A 16,732-nucleotide genomic window follows, 5' to 3' on the forward strand; every position below is an offset into this window, starting at 1 on the left:
GAAGACATGGTGTGGGAAAAGGTTGTCGGGGTGCTGGCCGCCGGCCTAGGGGTGTTGGCCTGGGCGCTTAGCGCAGGGCTTCCCAAGGCAGAGGGGCCAGGCCCCGAGCTCTTTCCCCGGGTTCTGGGCACGGCCTTGGTGCTCGGAGGGCTCTACCTGCTCTGGGAAAAGGCGGAAGGCCCTCGCATCCGGCTGGGGAGAGCGTGGCTCCCCGTCCTCCTCCTGACCCTTTTTTTTCTCCTGGCGCCCACCTTGGTGTCCCGCACGGGCGTTGCCCTAGCCACGGCCATCGCTGCCGGGGTAGGAACCCTTTTTGCGGGTGAAGGCTGGCCTAGGGCGTTGTTGACCGCGTTGGCTTTGTGGCTTTTGGCCTACGGGGTCTTTGTCCGCTTGCTGGGGGTACCCGCATGAGCCTCCTTTCTCCCGAAGTCCTTCTCGCCATGTTCCTCGGAGGGCTATACGGGGCGGTTTTCGGAGCCCTCCCCGGGCTCACCGCCACCTTGGCCCTGAGCCTTTTCATCCCCTTCGCCCTTTTTCTCCCCCCGGAGGTAGGCCTGGCCGCCATCATCAGCCTGTGCGCCACGGCTATCTTCGCCGGGGACATCGGGGCGGTGATGGCCCGCATCCCAGGAACCCCAGCCTCCGCCGCCTACACCGAGGAAATCCACGAGCTGGGTAAGGAACGGGGCCCTGCTTTCGCCTTAGGCCTTTCCGCCCTGCCCTCCGCCTTGGGAGGCCTGGTAGGCACGGGGCTTCTCGTGGTGGGGTCCTGGGGCATGGCCGCTTTAGCCCGGCAGTTCTCCTCCTTTGAGTACTTCTGGCTCGTCCTCTTAGGGGTCACGAGCGGCGTCCTGGCCGCTCCCCACATCGTCAAGGGCCTTGTGGCCTTCGCCTTGGGGATGCTCCTGGCCACGGTGGGTTACGATCCTGCCCTCGGAAATCCCCGTTTCACCTTCGGCAACGTCAACCTTCTCGGGGGCATCAACTTCATCGTGGCGCTAATCGGACTCTTCGGCCTAAGCGAGGTGTTGTTCCAGCTCCTAAAGGGTGCGGGCTCTTCCAACATTAAGCCCGCCGCCTTTAGGGGGTCGGCCACCCTCTTTTTCCTGGAGCCGTTTCGCCTCATCCTGCGCCAGCGCCGGCTCTTTGTGCGCTCTTCCCTCCTGGGCACCTTTATCGGTTTCCTACCGGGAGCGGGTTCCGATTTCGCCGCCTGGATCGCCAGCAATTTCCAGCGCCTGGCCAAGGGGAGCAAGGAGACCGTGGTTCTAGCGGGCGCATCCAGCAACAACGCCGCCGTGGCGGGTACCTGGATCCCCGCCCTTTCCCTGGGACTTCCGGGGGACACCCTTACCGCCATCGTCCTCGGGCTTTTCCTCACCCTGGGCATCCGGCCAGGCCCGGAGCTCTTTGCCCGCCACCTGGACCTGGTGGTGGAGATCTATGGGGTATTCCTCCTCGCCAGCGTCCTCGTCATGCCCCTGGTGGGGTACCTGGGCTCCTTCTTGGTGAGCCTGGCTTCCCGCCTGCCCCGAGGAATGTTGCTTGGCGGCATCGCTGGGCTCAGCCTCCTCGGGGCTTACGCCATCAACAACAACCCCTTTGACCTCTACGTGCTGGCCTTGCTGGGGATTTTGGGCCTCCTCCTTCGCCTAGGGGGCTATCCCCTGGGCCAGGTGGTCTTGGGCATGGTCCTTGGGCCCCTGCTAGAGCAACACCTCATGGTCAGCATGATCAAGACCCACTGGAACGTCTGGAGTTTCTTCGAGCGCCCCGTGGCCATGCTCCTAGCCCTCGTCAACCTGCTCTTCCTGGTGGGCTTAATCTGGCTGCGGTTGCGGCAGGCCCGGCGGCTAAAGGCCTTTGAGGTCCTCGCTCAAGGGGAGGAAGGATGAGGGCCTGGGTTCTCAAGGACTACGGCCACCTGGCCTTGGAGGAGCGCCCGGAGCCCGGGGGGGAAGGCCTTCTTCTTAAGGTTCTGGCGGTAGGGATCTGCGGGAGCGACCTTAGCGTGTACAAGGGGACGCCGGCCATGCGGGCCCGCTGGCGTCCGCCCCTGATCCTGGGCCACGAGGTGGCGGGCTTGGTGGAGGAGGGACCGGCTGGCCTTGTGGGCCGTCCAGTGGCCCTTTACCCCGCCCTAGCCTGCGGGGACTGCGAGGCCTGCCGCGGAGGCAAACCCCACCTCTGCCCGAAGCGCCAGCACCTAGGCTTTCACCTGGCTGGGGGACTGGCGGAGCGCATCCGGGTTCCCGAAGCCCTGGTCTACCCCCTGCCCGAGGGCTTCCCCTCCTGGAAGGGGGCCTTGGCCGAGCCCTTGGCCGTGGCCCTCCACGCCGTGAGGCTCGCCAAGCCCCGAAGCGGCGAAAGGGCGCTGGTAGTGGGGGGTGGGGCCATGGGGGCTTTGGCCGCTTGGCTCCTCAACGGCTTAGGGGTAAGGGCGCACCTCCTGGAACCGCAGCGGCAACGGGGACAGACCCTCCTTTCCCTAGGACTCGTGGCGGCGTGGACGGGGGAAGCGGAGGACCTTCCCTCCAACACCTACCCCTTGGTCCTGGACACGGTGGGCCTCGAGGCCACCCTTGTGCAGGCCCTTCGCGCCCTGGCTCCTGGGGGTAGGGCGGTGGTGGTGGGGCTTTCAGGGTTAGAGGCGCCCCTGGACCTTCAGGACCTGGTCCTTCGGGAAAAGGCTGTCTTGGGAAGCTACCTCTTCACCCCGGACGAGTTCCAGGAGGCCATAACCCTCCTGCCTGGGCTCCCCGAGGCCCTTTTCCGCCTCTGGCCAGCTGAGCGCGCAGAGGAAGCCTTCCTAGCCCTTCTGGAGGGCGAGGTTCCCGAACCCAAAGTGGTCTTGGTTTGGTGAAGCATGGAATGGGCCATCGCCACCTGTGCCCTTGGCGGCACCCTTGAGGAAAAACTCCTCGCCATCGCTAAGGCGGGGTTTAGGGCCGTGGAGATCTTTGAGGAGGACCTGGCGGGGTTCCGGGGAACGCCCAAGGAGTTGCGGGCCCTGGCCGAGGACCTGGGCCTGCGCATCATCGCCCTGCAGCCCCTGCGGGACTACGAGGCCATGCCCGAGCCCTACCGGAGCCGTAACCGGGTGCGGGCAGAGCGCTGGTTTGACCTGATGGCCGAGCTCGGGGTGGAACTCACCTACGTCTGCTCCAACACCTCTCCCCTGGCCCTGGACGACCTAGAGCAGGCGGCGGCCGACCTCCACGCTCTAGCCGAAAGGGCCGCTGGCCTGGGCCTTCGGGTGGGGTACGAGGCCTTGGCCTGGGGGCGGCATGTCCGGGACTGGCCCCAGGCCTGGGAGGTGGTGTGCAGGGCAGACCACCCCCATCTGGGCCTCGTCTTGGATAGCTTCCACTGCTTCGCGCGGCAGAACCCCCTGGAACCCATCGCCCGCTTGCCGGGGGAGAGGATCTTCCTGGTACAACTCTCCGACGCCCCTAACCTCCTCATGGATCCTCTGGCCTTAAGCCGCCACCACCGGGCCATGCCGGGGCAGGGGGATTGGCCTGTGGAGGCCTTTTTGCAAAGCGTCCTCGCCACGGGGTACCGGGGCCCCATTTCCCTGGAAATCTTCAACGAGTGGTTCCGGGCCGCACCACCCGAGCAGGTGGCCCAGGACGGCTTGCGCGCCCTCAAATACCTCTTTGACCGGTTGGGGCTTCTCCTCCCTCCCTTGCCCAAAGGAAGCCCGGTGCAGGGGGTGGAGTTCGTGGAGATCGCTGGCGAAGAGGAGGACCTCGAGGACCTCCAAGACCTCCTCCGGGCCCTGGGCTTCCGGCTGGAGGCCCGCCACCCGGCCTTGGAGCTTAGCCTCTACCGGGCGGGCCAGGCCCAGGTCCTCGTCCACCTGGCCGAAGAAGAGGACAGGGCGCGGGAGTTTCCCTCCGTGCAGGGGGTGGGCCTCAAGGTGGGCAAGGCGGCCCCCGTGGCGGCCCGGGCCCGGGAGCTGGGGCTTTCCCTTCTCCAAAGGCCCCAGGAGGGCTTGGGCTACGCGGCCATCCAGGGGGTGGGGCATACCCGGCTTTACCTGGTGGACGGTCCCCTCCTGGAAGCCTACGGGCTTGTGGCCCTGGGGGAGCCTCAGGAGGGTACCTTCCTTGAGGTGGACCACTTCACCAACGTCGTCCCCCGGTGGGAGCTCTACAGCTGGCTCCTCATCTACAAGGCCCTCCTCGGCTTCCAAGTGGACCCGGTGGTGGAGGTCTTTGACCCTTACGGGATGTTCTATAGCCGCTCCGTGCGTAGCCCCGACGGCCGGGTGCGCATCCCGCTGAACACCTCCGAGGGCCTGGGCACGGCGGCTTCCCGCTTTCTGCAACGGCTTGGGCATGCGGGCATCCAGCACGTGGCCTTCCGCACCCCCGACCTCTTCGCCTTCGCCCGGCGAGGGGCCCAGGAGGGGCTCCGCCCCTTGCGCATCCCCGCCTCCTACTACCGCGCCCTGGCCGCCCGCCACGGCCTCTCCCCGGAGGAGGTGGAGCAGCTTCAAGCCTATTCCCTCCTCTACGACCGCACCCTCGAGGGCGCCGAGTTCCTCCACCTCTACACCCCTACCTTCCGGGGCCGCTTCTTCTTTGAGGTGGTGGAGCGCCGAGGCGGTTACGAGGCCTACGGAGCCGCCAACACCGCCGTGCGCCTCCAGGCCCAGGCCTACGAGCTTGCCGGCTGAGCCCGGAGGGCCCTGAGCCCCGCCTGGGCGGCCGCCAAGCGGGCGGTGAGGATGCGGAAGGGGCTCGCCGAGGTGTAGTCCAGAAGCCCAGCCACCGCCTGGACGCTCCCCGCCTCGCCCCCGTGCTCCCCGCAGAGACCGAGCTTGAGCCTGGGGTTGGCCCGCCTCCCCTCCTCCGCCGCCAGGCGCAGGAGCCGCCCCACGCCCTTTTCGTCCAGGCGCTCCGTGGGGTCAAAGGGGAAGAGCCCCTCCTCCACGTACCGGGGCAGGAACTTCCCGGCGTCGTCCCGGGAGAGGCCAAAGGCCATCTGGGTCAGGTCGTTGGTGCCGAAGCTGAAGAAGTCCACCAGGGGGGCGATCTCGCCGGCGAGGAGGGCGGCCCTCGGGGTCTCTATCATGGTCCCGAAGGGGATGGGGCCGTACGCTTGGAAGAGCTCCTCGGCCAAGGCCCGGGCCCGCTCCACCTCCTTGGGGTCCGCCACCAGGGGCACCATGACCTCGGGCCGGGGGTCCAGGCCTTCTTCCTTGAGCTCCTGGGCCGCCTCGAGGAGCGCCTTAAGCTGCATCCGGAAGATGGCGGGCCTGAGAAGCAGAAGCCTCACCCCCCGGAAGCCCAGCATGGGGTTCACCTCGTGCAGGGCCTTGGCCCGCTCCAGGAGGGCCAAGGCCTCCTGGTCCCCCTCCTTGGCCCGCGCCTCCAGCTCGGCCAAGGGCGGCAGGAACTCGTGGAGGGGCGGGTCCATGAGGCGCACGGTCACGGGAAGGCCATCCATGGCCCGCAGGATGGCCTTGAAGTCGTCCTTCTGGAAGGCGAAGAGCTTTTCCAGGGCCTCTTCCTCCTCCTCGGGGGTCTTGGCCAGGATGAGGCGCCGGACCCAAGGAAGCCGCTCCTCCTGGAAGAACATGTGCTCCGTGCGGCAGAGGCCGATCCCCTGGGCGCCGAAGGCCCGGGCCCTTTGGGCGTCCAGGGGGGTGTCGGCGTTGGCCCGCACCCCAAGGCGCCGGTAGGGCTCAGCCCAGGCGAAGAGCTTTTCCAAAAGGGCCTCCTCCGCCGCCTCCACCAGGGGCACCGCTCCCAGGTAGACCTCCCCCGTGCCCCCGTCCAGGGTGAGGAGGTCCCCTTCCCGGATCTCCACCCCGTCCACCAGGGCCCGGCCCTCCTCGGGGAAGACCCTTAGGGCCTCCGCCCCCACCACCGCCGGCACCCCGAGGCCCCGGGCCACCACCGCCGCGTGGGAGGTGAGGCCGCCCCGGGCGGTGAGGATGCCCTTGGAAAGGTACATGCCCGTGATGTCCTCCGGGGTGGTCTCCGGGCGTATGAGGAGAGGGGGGAGGCCCTGGGCGGCGAGGCGCTCCGCCCCCTCGTTGGAGAAGACGGCGTGGCCGGTGGCGGCCCCTGGGCTTGCGGGAAGCCCTTTGAGGAGGGGCTTGGGGGCCTGGTTCCGGTCCACGGCGGGCTTGAGGAGGCCGGGGAGGGCGTTGGCCTCCACCCTTAAGACCGCCTCCTCCTTGGAGATGAGGCCTTCCTCCGCCATCTCCACGGCGATGCGCACCGCCGCCTTGGCCGTGCGCTTGCCCGAGCGGGTCTGCAGGAGGAAAAGCCGCCCCCTTTCCGCGGTGAACTCAAAGTCCTGCATGTCCCGGAAGTGGCGCTCCAGGCGCTCCGCCACCTGGAGGAGCTCGGCGTAGAGCCCAGGGGCGTAGTCCTTTAGGCGCTCCAGGGGCTCAGGGGTGCGGATGCCCGCCACCACGTCCTCCCCTTGGGCGTTCCTGAGGTACTCGCCGTAGAGGCCCTTCTCCCCGGTGGCGGGGTTGCGGGTGAAGCCCACCCCGGTGCCCGAGTCCTCCCCCAGGTTCCCGTAGACCATGGCCTGGACCACCACCGCCGTGCCCAGGTCCTCGGGGATGCCGTAGATGCGGCGGTAGGTCTTGGCCCGGGGGTTGAGCCAGCTTTTGAAGACCGCCTCTATGGCGGCGAAGAGCTGCGCCCAGGGGTCCATGGGGAAAGGGGTGCCCCTGGCCTCCAGGTGGCGGAGGTAGTGGAAGGAAAGCTCCTCCAGGTCCTCGGCGGAAAGGGCGGTGTCCGCCTCTACCCCGCGTTCCGCCTTGAGGGCGGAAAGCATCCCCTCAAAGACCTCCGCCTTCTCCCCCAGGACCACCTCCCCGTACATGGCGAGGAGGCGGCGGAAGGTGTCCCAGGCGAAGCGGGGGTTTTCCGTGGCCCGGGCGAGGGCCTCCACGCCCTCGAGGGTGAGCCCCAGGTTCAGGATGGTGTCCATCATCCCCGGCATGGACACCGGGGCCCCGCTCCGCACGGAGACCAAAAGGGGAGGGCTCTTCCCCTCCCCTTGGCCAAAGCGCTTCCCCGTTAGGCCCTCTAGGGCCGCCATCTTCCGCCTTACCTCCTCCTCCAGGCCCACCGCCTGGCCGGTGCGGAGGTAGGTGCGGCAGGCCTCCGTGGTGATGACCAGGGCCGGGGGCACGGGCAACCCCGCCCCAGCCATGGCCACGAGGCCATACCCCTTACCCCCTAGGAGATCCTTGGTGAGGCCTTGGGCCTCCGATAGCAGGTACACGCGGCTTTCCACGCCTAGAGTATCCGGCGCGCAGTGGAAACGTGGAAACGTGTACTCCCAAGAGGGCTACACCGTTCGCCCTTGGGGAACGAGGAGGGCCCGCCACTCCTGGAGCATGGCCTGGGCGAACCGGGGAAAGGCTTCGTGGTAGCGGCGCAGGGTTTCGGCCTTTCCAAAGCCCGCCTCCTTGGCCGCCCGCAGGAAACCCCGGGCCTCCTCCGGGGGGCCATGCCAGCGGGCCAGTTCGCGGAAAGCCCCGTCTAAGAAGACCACGGTGGGGACGATGCGCTTGCCCTCCTTGGCGTAAGCCTCGGCCAAATCCGGGTTCTCGTCGCGGAAGAGGAAGCGGACCTCGAGGGGAAGCCTCGCCAGCACGGGGATGGCCTGGAGGCAGTCCGGGCACCAGGCCTCCACCAGGGCCAAGGCCCGGGCCGCCCCCGGCAAGGGGGCCAGGGGCTTCAGGGCCCCGTAAAAGGCCTCCACCCGTTCCCGATGGGGGCCAAGACGGGGCAGGAGGGCGCCAAAGGCGAGTCCTTGGGCCCAGCGTTCGGCCAGCATGGCCCCATGGTGCGCCCAAACCCCTTTCCGCCGCAAGGAGGGCGTTCACACCCCTCCCTGGTCAAAGGAATAGGCTTAGCTCATGGACCGGCGGCTCCTCGCCCTCCTCTCCGGCGTGCTCCTGGGTACCCTAAGCGAAAGCAGCCTGGCCCCGGCCCTTCCCCTCCTGCAACAAGCCTTCGCCGTGGGGCCCGAAGCGGCCCAAGGGGTGGTGTCCATGGGGCTTTTGGGAGCGGCCCTGGCCTATCTGCCCGTGGCGGGCCTGGCGGGGCGGGTGGGGGCGGCAAGGCTCTTCCGCCTGGGGCTTTTCCTCCACGCCCTCTTCGCCCTCCTCCTCGCCCTGGCCCCGGGGCTTTGGGCCCTTTACCTCTTCCGCTTCCTCCAGGGGGTGGCCACGGCCATGGTGGTGGGGCTTGTCCCGGGCCTAGCCGCCAGCGCCTTCCCCCAGGCCCGGGGCTACGCCCTAGGGCTCGTGGCCAGCACGGTGGCCACGGGCACCCTCCTGGGCCCCGCCTTAGGGGGGCTTGCCGCCGGGATTGGCCTCCCTTGGGTCTTCCTCCTGCCCCTCCCCGCCGGCCTCCTGGCCCTCCTCCTTTCGGGAAACCTCCCAAGCCTTCCCCAGCAGGAGGGCTCCTTGGGGAAACTCCTTTTCGCCCCAGGTTTCCTCAGGGCCCTCCTGGCCACGAGCCTTTACTTCCTCCACACCCTGGGGACCACGGTGGCCCTGGCCTTCCACCTGGGGACCGAGGGCCTATCCCCTAGAGGCATCGGGGGCCTTCTCCTCCTGGGCCCTTTGCAGCTTCTCCTCTTGGGAGCGTGGGCGGGGAGGCTGGCGGACCGGCTCGGGTACCGCCGGGTGGCCCTCCTTGGGGCCCACCTCCTGGTGGGAGGGGGAGTGGCCTTCGCCCTCCTGCCCCTCCTCCACCCCCTTTGGGGGGCGGCCCTGGGCCTGGTCCTCCTCGGGGTAGGGCGCGCCCTGTTCCAGGCGGCCAACAACGCCCTGGTCCTCTCCCTGGCCCCCCGGGGACGGAGGGGCTCGCCTCGGGGGCCCTTTCCGTGGCCCGCTCCTTGGGGCAGGCGGCGGGAAGCGCCCTGGCTGGGGGGAGCCTGGGGCTTTTCTACCGGCTCTTTCCCCACCACGGCCTGGCCTTCGCCGCCACCTGCCTCCTCCTCACGGGGCTCATGGGGCTTTCCGCCCTAGGGGTGCGGGCCCCGAGGGAGTCGGCGGAGGCGTAGGCCTCCCTACCTGGGGGGGAGGAGGTGGGCCATGCGGCGCTGGATGAGCCGGGTGGCCCCAAGGGGGCTTAGGCGGTAGAGGAGGTCCATGGTGCGGGCGTCCTGGCCCAAAAGGACCCGGAAGGCGTCCCGCTCCACGGCGTCCAGGAGGATGCGGGCGGCCACCTGGGGCTCCAAAACGGGTACCCTCGCTCCCTCGGCCCTGGGGGCCTCCACCCCGGAGTGCTGGGCGATCCCCGTGCGCATGGCCCCCGGAAGGACCAGGGTGACCCGCACCGGCGTGCCCTGGAGTTCCGCCCAAAGGGCCTCGGTGAGGAGCTTGACCGCCGCCTTGGAGGCCCCGTAGACCGCCTGCCCCGGCACCGGCACGAAGGCTCCCATGCTGGACACGTTTACCAGGTGGGCCTCCGGCCGCTGGAGAAGCCGTGGCAGGAAAGCGCGGGTCATGTGGAGGGTGCCGTAGAAGTTCACCCGCATCACCCGCTCTATGGCCGCCTCGTCCAGGTCCAGGAGGCGCTTAAAGGGCTGGATGATGCCGGCGTTGTTGATAAGGCCGTCCACCTGCCCGTGCGCCCTTTCCACCTCCTCGGGCAAGGCCGCTACCCTCGCTTTGTCGGTGATGTCCAAGGGGTGGAGGCTAAGCCCAGGGGCCATATTCCCCGCCTGGGCCTGGGTTTCCCTTAGGCCCTCCTCCCTCAGGTCCACCGCCGCCACCTTTGCCCCCCGCCGGAGGAGCTCCAACGCCAGGGCCTGGCCTAGGCCGCTCCCCGCTCCGGTAACCACCACGACCTTGCCCCTGAGCCTCATAGGACCTCCCCCTCGAGGATACCCCCAAGGGACGCCTACGCCTTTTTGGCCGCCCAGCGCTCCCTAAGCCTCTGGAAGAGGGCCTCCACCTTGGCCTTGGGCAGGATCACCTGCTCCGTGCGCCCCACGCCGATGAGGTCCCCCAGCTCGTTGTAAGCCTCCATGGTGGCGTGGACCCGGTTGCCCTCCGTGCGCTCGTGCCGGGCCACGATCCTCACCCGCATCCCCGGGAGGGCCGAGGCCAGGTGCCGCACCTCCACGTAGCTCCCAATCCCCTCCTCCCCCTCCTCCAGAAAGGGAAGGATGATCTTCCGCCCGGCGAGCTCCATGTGCTTGGCCATCCAGTAGGTGGCGTACACGGGGTGGACGGGCCCGAGCTCCTCAAAGTCCACGGTCATCGCTTCCGTGACCACCGTTTCAAAGGTGGCCTCGTAGCCTTCGGGTATAGGGCGCATGGCTACTTGCGCAGGTCCAGAACCCGCCTGAGCTTCCCCCCTTCGCTCCTCGGGGCCTCCCCGGGGGCGAGGAGGGTCACCCGCATGGTGACGCCGATGGTGTCCTTGATCCTGCGGGCCACCTTCTCCCTCAGGGCGTGGAGGCGGTGGTCCGCCTCAATGACCTCGTCGGAAAGGGCCTTTTTGCCAATTTCCTGGAAGAAGGCCTCGGAAACCTCCACCTTGAGCTCGGCCTCGTCCAAAGTCCCCTCCCGCCGCACCACGATCTGGTAGTAGGGCTCCACCTCGGGGATATCCAGGAGGACCGCCTCCACCTGGGTGGGGTAGACGTTTACCCCGCGGATGATGAGCATGTCGTCCGTGCGCCCCAGGATGGGGCCCATGCGCACATGGGTGCGGCCGCAGGAGCAAGGGGCGTAGGTGAGGAAGGTAAGGTCCCCCGTCCAGTAGCGGAGGAGGGGCATGGCCTCCTTGGTGAGAGTGGTCAAGACCAAAACCCCCACCTTCCCCTCGGGCAAGGGTTCCCCGGTGTCCGGGTCCACCACCTCGGGCAGGAAGTGGTCCTCCCAGATGTGGCTCCCTTGGCGCTCCTCCACGCACTCGTTGGCCACGCCGGGGCCGATGATCTCGGAAAGGCCGTAGATGTTGGTGCTCCGAACCCCAAGCCCCTCGTCCACCTGTTTGCGGATGGCCTCGGTCCAGGGCTCGGCCCCCAGGACGGCGTACTCCAGGGAAAGGGTTTCCGGGGAAACCCCCCGCCTGCGGAACTCCTCCGCCAGGGTCTGGGCGTAGGAGGGGGTGCAGGAGATGACCTCGGGCCGGAAGTCCTGGATGAGCATGACCTGGCGCTCCGTCATGCCCCCGGAAACCGGCACCACGGTCATCCCCAAGGCCTCCGCCCCCCCGTGGAGGCCGAGCCCCCCCGTGAAGAGGCCGTAACCGTAGGCGTTGTGGAGCATCATCCCGGGCCTCGCCCCCGCCGCCCTTAGGGAGCGGGCCACCACCTCGGCGAAGATGCCCAGGTCCTTCTTGGTGTAGCCCACCACCGTGGGCTTGCCCGTGGTGCCGCTGGAGGCGTGGATGCGGGCCACCTCCTCCCGGGGCACGGCGAAGAGGCCGAAGGGGTAGTTCTGCCGCAGGTGGTCCTTCTTGGTGAAGGGGAGCTTGGGGAGGTCCATGAGGCCCCGGATCTCCCCTGGCCTCACCCCCGCCTCGTCCAGAAGCCTCCGGTAAAAGGGGACCCTCTCGTAAACGTAGGCCACCACGTGGCGTAGCCTTTCCTCCTGCAAGGCCCTAAGCTTCTCCCTGGGAAGGGTTTCCAACTCCGGCTGGTACATCCTCACCTCCTAAGCGAAACACCGTGCCCGTGAAGAGGGCCACGAGCTTACCCTCCGACACCACCTCCACCCGGTAGGTGGCGGTGCGCCGGGAGAGGTTCACCTCCACCGCCTCCGCCTCCACCCAGGCCCCGGGGGGGAGGGGCCGGAAGTAGTCCATGCGGCAGGAGAGGGCCACGGCAGGCCCCCGGGAGTTGGAGGCGAGGGCGAAGGCGCTATCGGCCAAGGCGTAGAGGAAGCCCCCGTGGACCGTGCCGTGGAGGTTGAGGTGGGCCCTTTCCACCCGCCCCCCCACCCTGGCCTCTCCCGGGGCCAGGTGGAGCACCTTTAGGCCCAAGGCCTCCATGAAGGGGTCCCTCATCCCTCCTCCACCTCCCGCCGAAGGCCCAGGTAAGCCTCCACCACCTTGGGGTTTTGCCGGAGTTCCTGGGCGCTCCCCTCCAGGGCCACCTCCCCCGCCTCCAGCACAAGCCCCCGGTCGGCGAGCTCCAGGGCCACCTTGGCGTTTTGCTCCACCACGAGGAGGGTAACCCCCTCCCCCTTCAGGCCGGCCAGGATGCGGTAGATCTCCCGCACCATCAAGGGGGCAAGCCCCAAGGAGGGCTCGTCCAAAAGGAGGAGGCGGGGCCTTGCCATGAGGGCGCGGCCGATGGCCAGCATCTGCTGCTCCCCCCCAGAGAGCGTCCCCGCCAGCTGCCCCCGCCTTTCCCTAAGCCTAGGGAAGAGGCCGTAGACCCGCTCCAGATCGGGCCGAAGGTCCTCCCTCTTCCGGAACCGGTGGAACCCCCCGAGGCGGAGGTTGTCCTCCACGGAAAGCCCGGGGAAGAGGGCGCGCCCCTCCGGCACCAGGACGAGGCCCCGCTTTAGGAGGCCCTCGGGGCTCCGCTCCGCTAGGACCTCCCCGTCCAGGACCACGCGGCCTTCCGCCTTGGCCAGGCCCAAAAGCCCCCTCAGAACGCTCGTCTTCCCCGCCCCGTTGGGGCCGATCACCGCCAGGGCCTCCCCCTCCTTAAGGGCGAAGGAAACCCCCCGCGCCGCCTCCAGGGGACCGTAGCGCACCGTGAGGCCTTCCACCCGGAGCATCAGGCCACCTCCTCCCCCAGGTAGGCGGCCCGCACCAGGGGGTTCCTCTGCACCTCCGCCGGGGTACCCTCGGCAATCTTCTCCCCGTAGTTCATCACCACCACCCGGTCCGCGAGGCCCATGATGAGGTCCATGTCGTGGTCCACGAGGAGCACCGTGTACCCTTCCTTGGCCAAGGACCGGAGGAGGTGGGCAAGCTCCCGCTTCTCCCCCGCCCTAAGCCCCGCCCCCGGCTCGTCCAAAAGGAGCACCGCCGCCCCCGAGGCGAGGAGGCGGGCGATCTCCAAAAGCCGCTGTTGCCCCACGGTAAGCCGCTCCGCCCGCTCCCAGGCCAAGGACTCGAGGCCCACCCGCTTGAGGGCCCGGTAGGCGGTGGCCAGGGCCTGGTCCTCCTCCTTCCGGTGAAGGCCCAGGAGGACCCTAAAGAAGCCCGCCCGGGTGCGGGCGTAGGTGCCCAAGGCGGCGTTTTCCAGGACGGAGAGCTCGGGGAAAAGGTGGGGGTGTTGGAAGGTGCGCCCGAGGCCCAGGCGGTGGATGCGGAAGGGGGCGAGGCCCGTCACCTCCCGGCCGAAGAGGAAGACCTTGCCCCCATCCGGGATGAGGGTTCCCGTGACCAGGTTGAAGGTGGTGCTCTTCCCCGCCCCGTTGGGGCCGATGAGGGCCAGGATCTCCCCCCGCCGCAAGGCGAAGGAAACCCCGTTCACGGCGAGGAGGCCGCCGAAGGCCTTCTTCAGGCCCTCCACCCGGAGCACCTCCTCCCCCTTAGCCCCTTGGGGCGGGGCGAGGGGGAGGGGCTCGGCCTCGGGGAGGCGCCCCTCCTTCCGGGGAAGCCTCGCCGCAAGGAGGGGCCATAGCCCCTTGGGGGCCAAAAGGAGGATGAGGGCCAGGATGAGGCCGTAGCCGATGACCTCGTAGTTCCCCTGCCGGCCCAGGAGGAGGGGCAGGAGGTCCTTGAGCCAGTCCTCCAGCCCCGTGAAGAAGGCCGCCCCCAGCACCACCCCGGGGATCGTCCCCACCCCGCCCGCCACGGCCATGACCAGGTACTTGATGGAGGCCTCCAGGGAGAAGGGCGTGGGGTTCACGAAGCGCAGGAAGTGGGCGTAAAGGAAGCCGGCAACCCCCGCCATACCCCCCGCCAGGAGGAAGGCCTGGAGGCGGAGGCGGGCCGGGTCCACCCCGAAGCTCGCCGCCGCCAAGGCGTCCCCCCGGAGGGCGAGAAGGGCCCGGCCCAGGCGGCTTCCCCGCAGGTTATCCAGGGCGAGGAGGAAGAGGACCAGGAGGAAAAGGCTAAAGAGGGCGTAGCGGAAGCCCGTGTCCAGGGCATAGCCGAAGAGGGTCAAGGGGGGCAGGTCGGTGATCCCCGTGTGCCCCCCGGTGAGGCCCACCAGGTTCCCCGCCAGGATGTACAGGGCCACCTGCCAGGCGATGGTGGAAAGGGGGAGGAAGTGCCCCTTGAGCCGCACCGTGAGCCCCCCCAGGACCAAGGCCAGGAGGAGGGAGAGGAGAAGGCCCGCAAGGAGGCCGAGCCACGGGGATAGCCCCGCCTTCACCGTGAGGAGGGCGGTGGCGTAGGCCCCCATCCCCATGAAGGCCGCCTGGGCGAAGCTGGTCATCCCCGCCAGGCCCGTGAGCACGTAGAGGGAAAGGGCCACCAGGGCCGAGAGGGCGAAGAAGTTGAGGAGGGTGAGGTAAAAGGGAAAGGGCAGGAGGAAAAGGGGCAAAAGGACCAGGAGAAACCAAAGGTAGCGCATCACTCCTCCACCGCCCGCGCCTTGAGGCTTTGGTAGAAGAGGGCGGGCACCAAAAGGAGAAAGACCAGGGCCTCCTTGTAGGCGCTGGCGAAGAAACTGGTAAAGCTCTCAAAAAACCCCACCAATAGCGCCCCCAAAAAGGCCACGGGATAGCTGGCAAGCCCCCCTAGGATGGCGGCCACAAACCCCTTGAGGCCCAACATGAACCCCATGAAGTAGGCGGCGTTGATGAGGGGGGCGAGGAGGAGGCCGGATAGCCCCGCAAGCAGGCTGGCGATGCCGAAGGCCACCGTCCCCGCCTCCTCCGGGGAGATGCCCGCAAGCCTCGCCCCAAGCCGGCTCTCCGCCGCCGCCAAAAGGGCCTTCCCATAAAGGGAAAAGCGGAAGAAGGCGTAAAGGCCGAGGACACTCAGGAGGGCAAAGAGGAGGACCAGAACCCCTTGCCAGGAAAGGCCCACCACCACCTCTCCCCTAAGGAGGGGCTCGGGGCGGAACTGCTCCGGGCCAAAGAAGACGAGGCCCAAGCCCTGGTAGGCCACGTGCAGGCCCACCGCCATGATGAGGAGGGAAAGCACCGTGGCCTCCCGCATGGGCAGGAAGAAGACCCGGTACGTGGCCACCCCCAGGTAGACCACCAGGAGGACCGCCGCCGGGTAGGCCAGGGGCTTCAGAAAGAGGGCGAGGAAAAAGAGGGCGGAAAGCCCCAGGGCCCCGAGAACGGGCCCCAAGGCCCCCCGCCCCCGCGCAAGCCCCGCCCAGAGGAGCCCCAGGACCAAGGCCAGCCAGAGCGTCCCCGGGATCTTCCCCTCCAGGAGCCAGACCAAGGACAGGGGGGCGAACATGAGGAGCTCCCCAATGGGCACCAGGATCACCCGGGTCACGGCGAAGACCAGCACCATGGCGATGGCCAAGAGCCCGTAGATAACCCCGTTCTGGAGCCCATCCAGGAGGAGGAAGCCGAGGATGCTGGCGTCCATGGCTTAGCGGAAAGTGCGCTCCAGCTTCCAGCGGCCCCTCTCCACCCGGACCATGACGGCGGCGTCCTCAAAGCGCAGGCCCAGGTGGTCCTCCTTGGTGAAGGTGAAGACCCCGTGGGTGGCCACCAGGTTGCGGGTGGCCTCAATCTCGTCCCTCAGGGCGGCGCGGAAGGCGGCCAGGTCCTTGTCGGGGTCTGCCCTCTTCAGGGCCCTCTCCAGGGCGGGGCGCAGGATGAGCCAGGCGTCCCAGGCGTGGGCCCCGAAGGTGGAGTAGCTCCCGATGCCGTACCTGGCCTCGTAGCGCTGGATGTAGTCCAGGGCCACCCGCTTGGAGGGGAAGGTGCCGGGAAGCTGCTCCGCCACCAGGATGGGCCCGGCGGGGAGGAGGGTGCCCTCCACGTCCTGGCCGCCCACCCGCAGGAAATCGGGGTTCGCCACCCCGTGGGTCTGGTAGATGAGGCCCGGGTAGCCCCGCTCCTTCAGGGTGCGCTGGGGAAGGACCGCCGGGGTGCCGCTCGCCCCGATGAGAATGGCGTCGGGCCGGCGGGCGATGAGGCGAAGGGCCTGGCCGGTGACGCTGGTGTCCGTGCGGTTGTAGCGCTCGCTGGCCACCACCTGGAGGCCTTTGGCCTTGGCCTCCGCCTCAAAGAAGCGGGCCCAACCCTCCCCGTAGGCGTCGTTAAAGCCGATGTAGCCCACCGTCTTCACGCCCCGGGCCACCATGTCCGCCACGATGGCCCGGGCCATGAGCTCCTCCGTCTGGGGGGTCTTGAAGACCCAGAAACGCTGGGCGTCCACGGGGTAGATGATGTCCTTGCTGGCGGCCAGGGAGATCTTGGGCACCTTGGCCTCCGCCACCACGGGGATCATGCCCAAGGAGGCGGGGGTGGTGGTGGTGCCCACGATGGCCACGGCGCCCTCCTCCACCAGGCGCCTCGTGTTCCGCACCGCCTGGGTGGTGTCCGAGGCGTCGTCCAGGATGACGAACTGCACCTTCCGCCCCGCCACACCCCCCTGGCGGTCCAGGAGGTCCTGCAAGAGGAGGAAGGTGTTGCGCTCGGGGATGCCCAAGGAGGCGGCGGGCCCCGTGGCCGAGACCACCACCCCCACCTTCAAGGTGCCCTGCGCCCAAGCGGAAAGGGCCAGGGCCAACGCTACCGCCAACCAACGCTTCATCTCCTACCTCCTTTTCCCACCGGGGTACCCCGGATAGGGTCTAACTAACGATCGTTTGGCTTCCAGTCTACTTAGGGACAAGTGTCCCGTCA

14 protein-coding genes and 1 pseudogene are annotated in these 16,732 nt (G+C 68.5%); 5 read left to right on the forward strand and 10 right to left on the reverse strand.

Going from position 1 to position 16,732, the window contains the following annotated elements; translation table 11 throughout:
- The first annotated feature begins 6 nt into the window (after positions 1 to 6).
- From A0O31_RS00500 to A0O31_RS00515, 4 genes are read left to right on the forward strand one after another with little or no spacing between them, the layout of a single operon-like run.
- On the forward strand, positions 7 to 411 hold the full coding sequence (locus A0O31_RS00500) for a tripartite tricarboxylate transporter TctB family protein (protein ID WP_071676216.1): 405 nt from the start codon (positions 7 to 9) through the stop codon (positions 409 to 411).
- Positions 408 to 1,895: a tripartite tricarboxylate transporter permease gene (locus tag A0O31_RS00505; protein ID WP_071676217.1), complete on the forward strand. Its 1,488-nt coding sequence runs from the start codon at positions 408 to 410 to the stop codon at positions 1,893 to 1,895. The genes A0O31_RS00500 and A0O31_RS00505 overlap by 4 nt, the downstream gene beginning before the upstream one ends.
- Positions 1,892 to 2,863, forward strand: a complete 972-nt coding sequence (locus A0O31_RS00510) for a zinc-dependent alcohol dehydrogenase (protein ID WP_071676218.1) — start codon at positions 1,892 to 1,894, stop codon at positions 2,861 to 2,863. The genes A0O31_RS00505 and A0O31_RS00510 overlap by 4 nt, the downstream gene beginning before the upstream one ends.
- 3 nt (positions 2,864 to 2,866) lie before the next feature.
- The gene (locus A0O31_RS00515; protein ID WP_071676219.1) at positions 2,867 to 4,684 is read left to right on the forward strand and encodes a bifunctional sugar phosphate isomerase/epimerase/4-hydroxyphenylpyruvate dioxygenase family protein; all 1,818 of its coding nucleotides are present in this window, start codon (positions 2,867 to 2,869) and stop codon (positions 4,682 to 4,684) included.
- On the opposite strand, the gene ppdK is transcribed toward A0O31_RS00515, so the two are convergent.
- Together ppdK and A0O31_RS00525 are read right to left on the reverse strand one after the other, a co-directional pair.
- The gene (gene ppdK, locus A0O31_RS00520) at positions 4,666 to 7,272 is read right to left on the reverse strand and encodes a pyruvate, phosphate dikinase (RefSeq protein WP_071676220.1); all 2,607 of its coding nucleotides are present in this window, start codon (positions 7,270 to 7,272) and stop codon (positions 4,666 to 4,668) included. The genes A0O31_RS00515 and ppdK overlap by 19 nt on opposite strands.
- A 54-nt stretch (positions 7,273 to 7,326) precedes the next feature.
- A complete protein-coding gene (locus tag A0O31_RS00525) occupies positions 7,327 to 7,818 on the reverse strand; it encodes a thioredoxin family protein (RefSeq protein ID WP_071676221.1) in 492 nt (163 codons plus the stop codon).
- Positions 7,819 to 7,900: 82 nt separating this feature from the next.
- Here A0O31_RS00525 and A0O31_RS00530 point away from each other — a divergent pair.
- Positions 7,901 to 9,126 (forward strand): annotated as a pseudogene (locus A0O31_RS00530) (MFS transporter).
- On the opposite strand, the gene A0O31_RS00535 reads toward A0O31_RS00530, so the two are convergent.
- From A0O31_RS00535 to A0O31_RS00570, 8 genes are read right to left on the reverse strand one after another with little or no spacing between them, the layout of a single operon-like run.
- Positions 9,061 to 9,861, reverse strand: a complete 801-nt coding sequence (locus A0O31_RS00535; protein ID WP_071676222.1) for an SDR family NAD(P)-dependent oxidoreductase — start codon at positions 9,859 to 9,861, stop codon at positions 9,061 to 9,063. The pseudogene A0O31_RS00530 and the gene A0O31_RS00535 overlap by 66 nt on opposite strands.
- 35 nt (positions 9,862 to 9,896) lie before the next feature.
- The gene (locus A0O31_RS00540) at positions 9,897 to 10,316 is read right to left on the reverse strand and encodes a thioesterase family protein (RefSeq protein WP_071676223.1); all 420 of its coding nucleotides are present in this window, start codon (positions 10,314 to 10,316) and stop codon (positions 9,897 to 9,899) included.
- A 2-nt stretch (positions 10,317 to 10,318) separates the two neighbouring features.
- Entirely contained in the window at positions 10,319 to 11,653 is a 1,335-nt protein-coding gene (locus tag A0O31_RS00545) for a phenylacetate--CoA ligase family protein (RefSeq protein ID WP_071676224.1), read from the reverse strand.
- Positions 11,610 to 12,014, reverse strand: coding sequence for a hydroxyphenylacetyl-CoA thioesterase PaaI (gene paaI, locus A0O31_RS00550; protein WP_071676225.1), 405 nt, complete (start codon positions 12,012 to 12,014; stop codon positions 11,610 to 11,612). Before paaI ends, A0O31_RS00545 begins: the two co-directional genes overlap by 44 nt.
- Entirely contained in the window at positions 12,011 to 12,736 is a 726-nt protein-coding gene (locus A0O31_RS00555) for an ABC transporter ATP-binding protein (RefSeq protein ID WP_071676226.1), read from the reverse strand. The genes paaI and A0O31_RS00555 overlap by 4 nt, the downstream gene beginning before the upstream one ends.
- The gene (locus A0O31_RS00560) at positions 12,736 to 14,487 is read right to left on the reverse strand and encodes a branched-chain amino acid ABC transporter ATP-binding protein/permease (RefSeq protein WP_071676227.1); all 1,752 of its coding nucleotides are present in this window, start codon (positions 14,485 to 14,487) and stop codon (positions 12,736 to 12,738) included. Before A0O31_RS00560 ends, A0O31_RS00555 begins: the two co-directional genes overlap by 1 nt.
- Complete coding sequence (locus tag A0O31_RS00565) at positions 14,487 to 15,464, reverse strand: branched-chain amino acid ABC transporter permease (protein WP_071676228.1); 978 nt, start codon at positions 15,462 to 15,464, stop codon at positions 14,487 to 14,489. Before A0O31_RS00565 ends, A0O31_RS00560 begins: the two co-directional genes overlap by 1 nt.
- 3 nt (positions 15,465 to 15,467) lie before the next feature.
- Positions 15,468 to 16,640: an ABC transporter substrate-binding protein gene (locus A0O31_RS00570; RefSeq protein WP_071676229.1), complete on the reverse strand. Its 1,173-nt coding sequence runs from the start codon at positions 16,638 to 16,640 to the stop codon at positions 15,468 to 15,470.
- Between the last annotated feature and the right edge of the window lie 92 nt (positions 16,641 to 16,732).

It is taken from the genome of Thermus brockianus, from assembly GCF_001880325.1.
Lineage (GTDB): Bacteria > Deinococcota > Deinococci > Deinococcales > Thermaceae > Thermus > Thermus brockianus.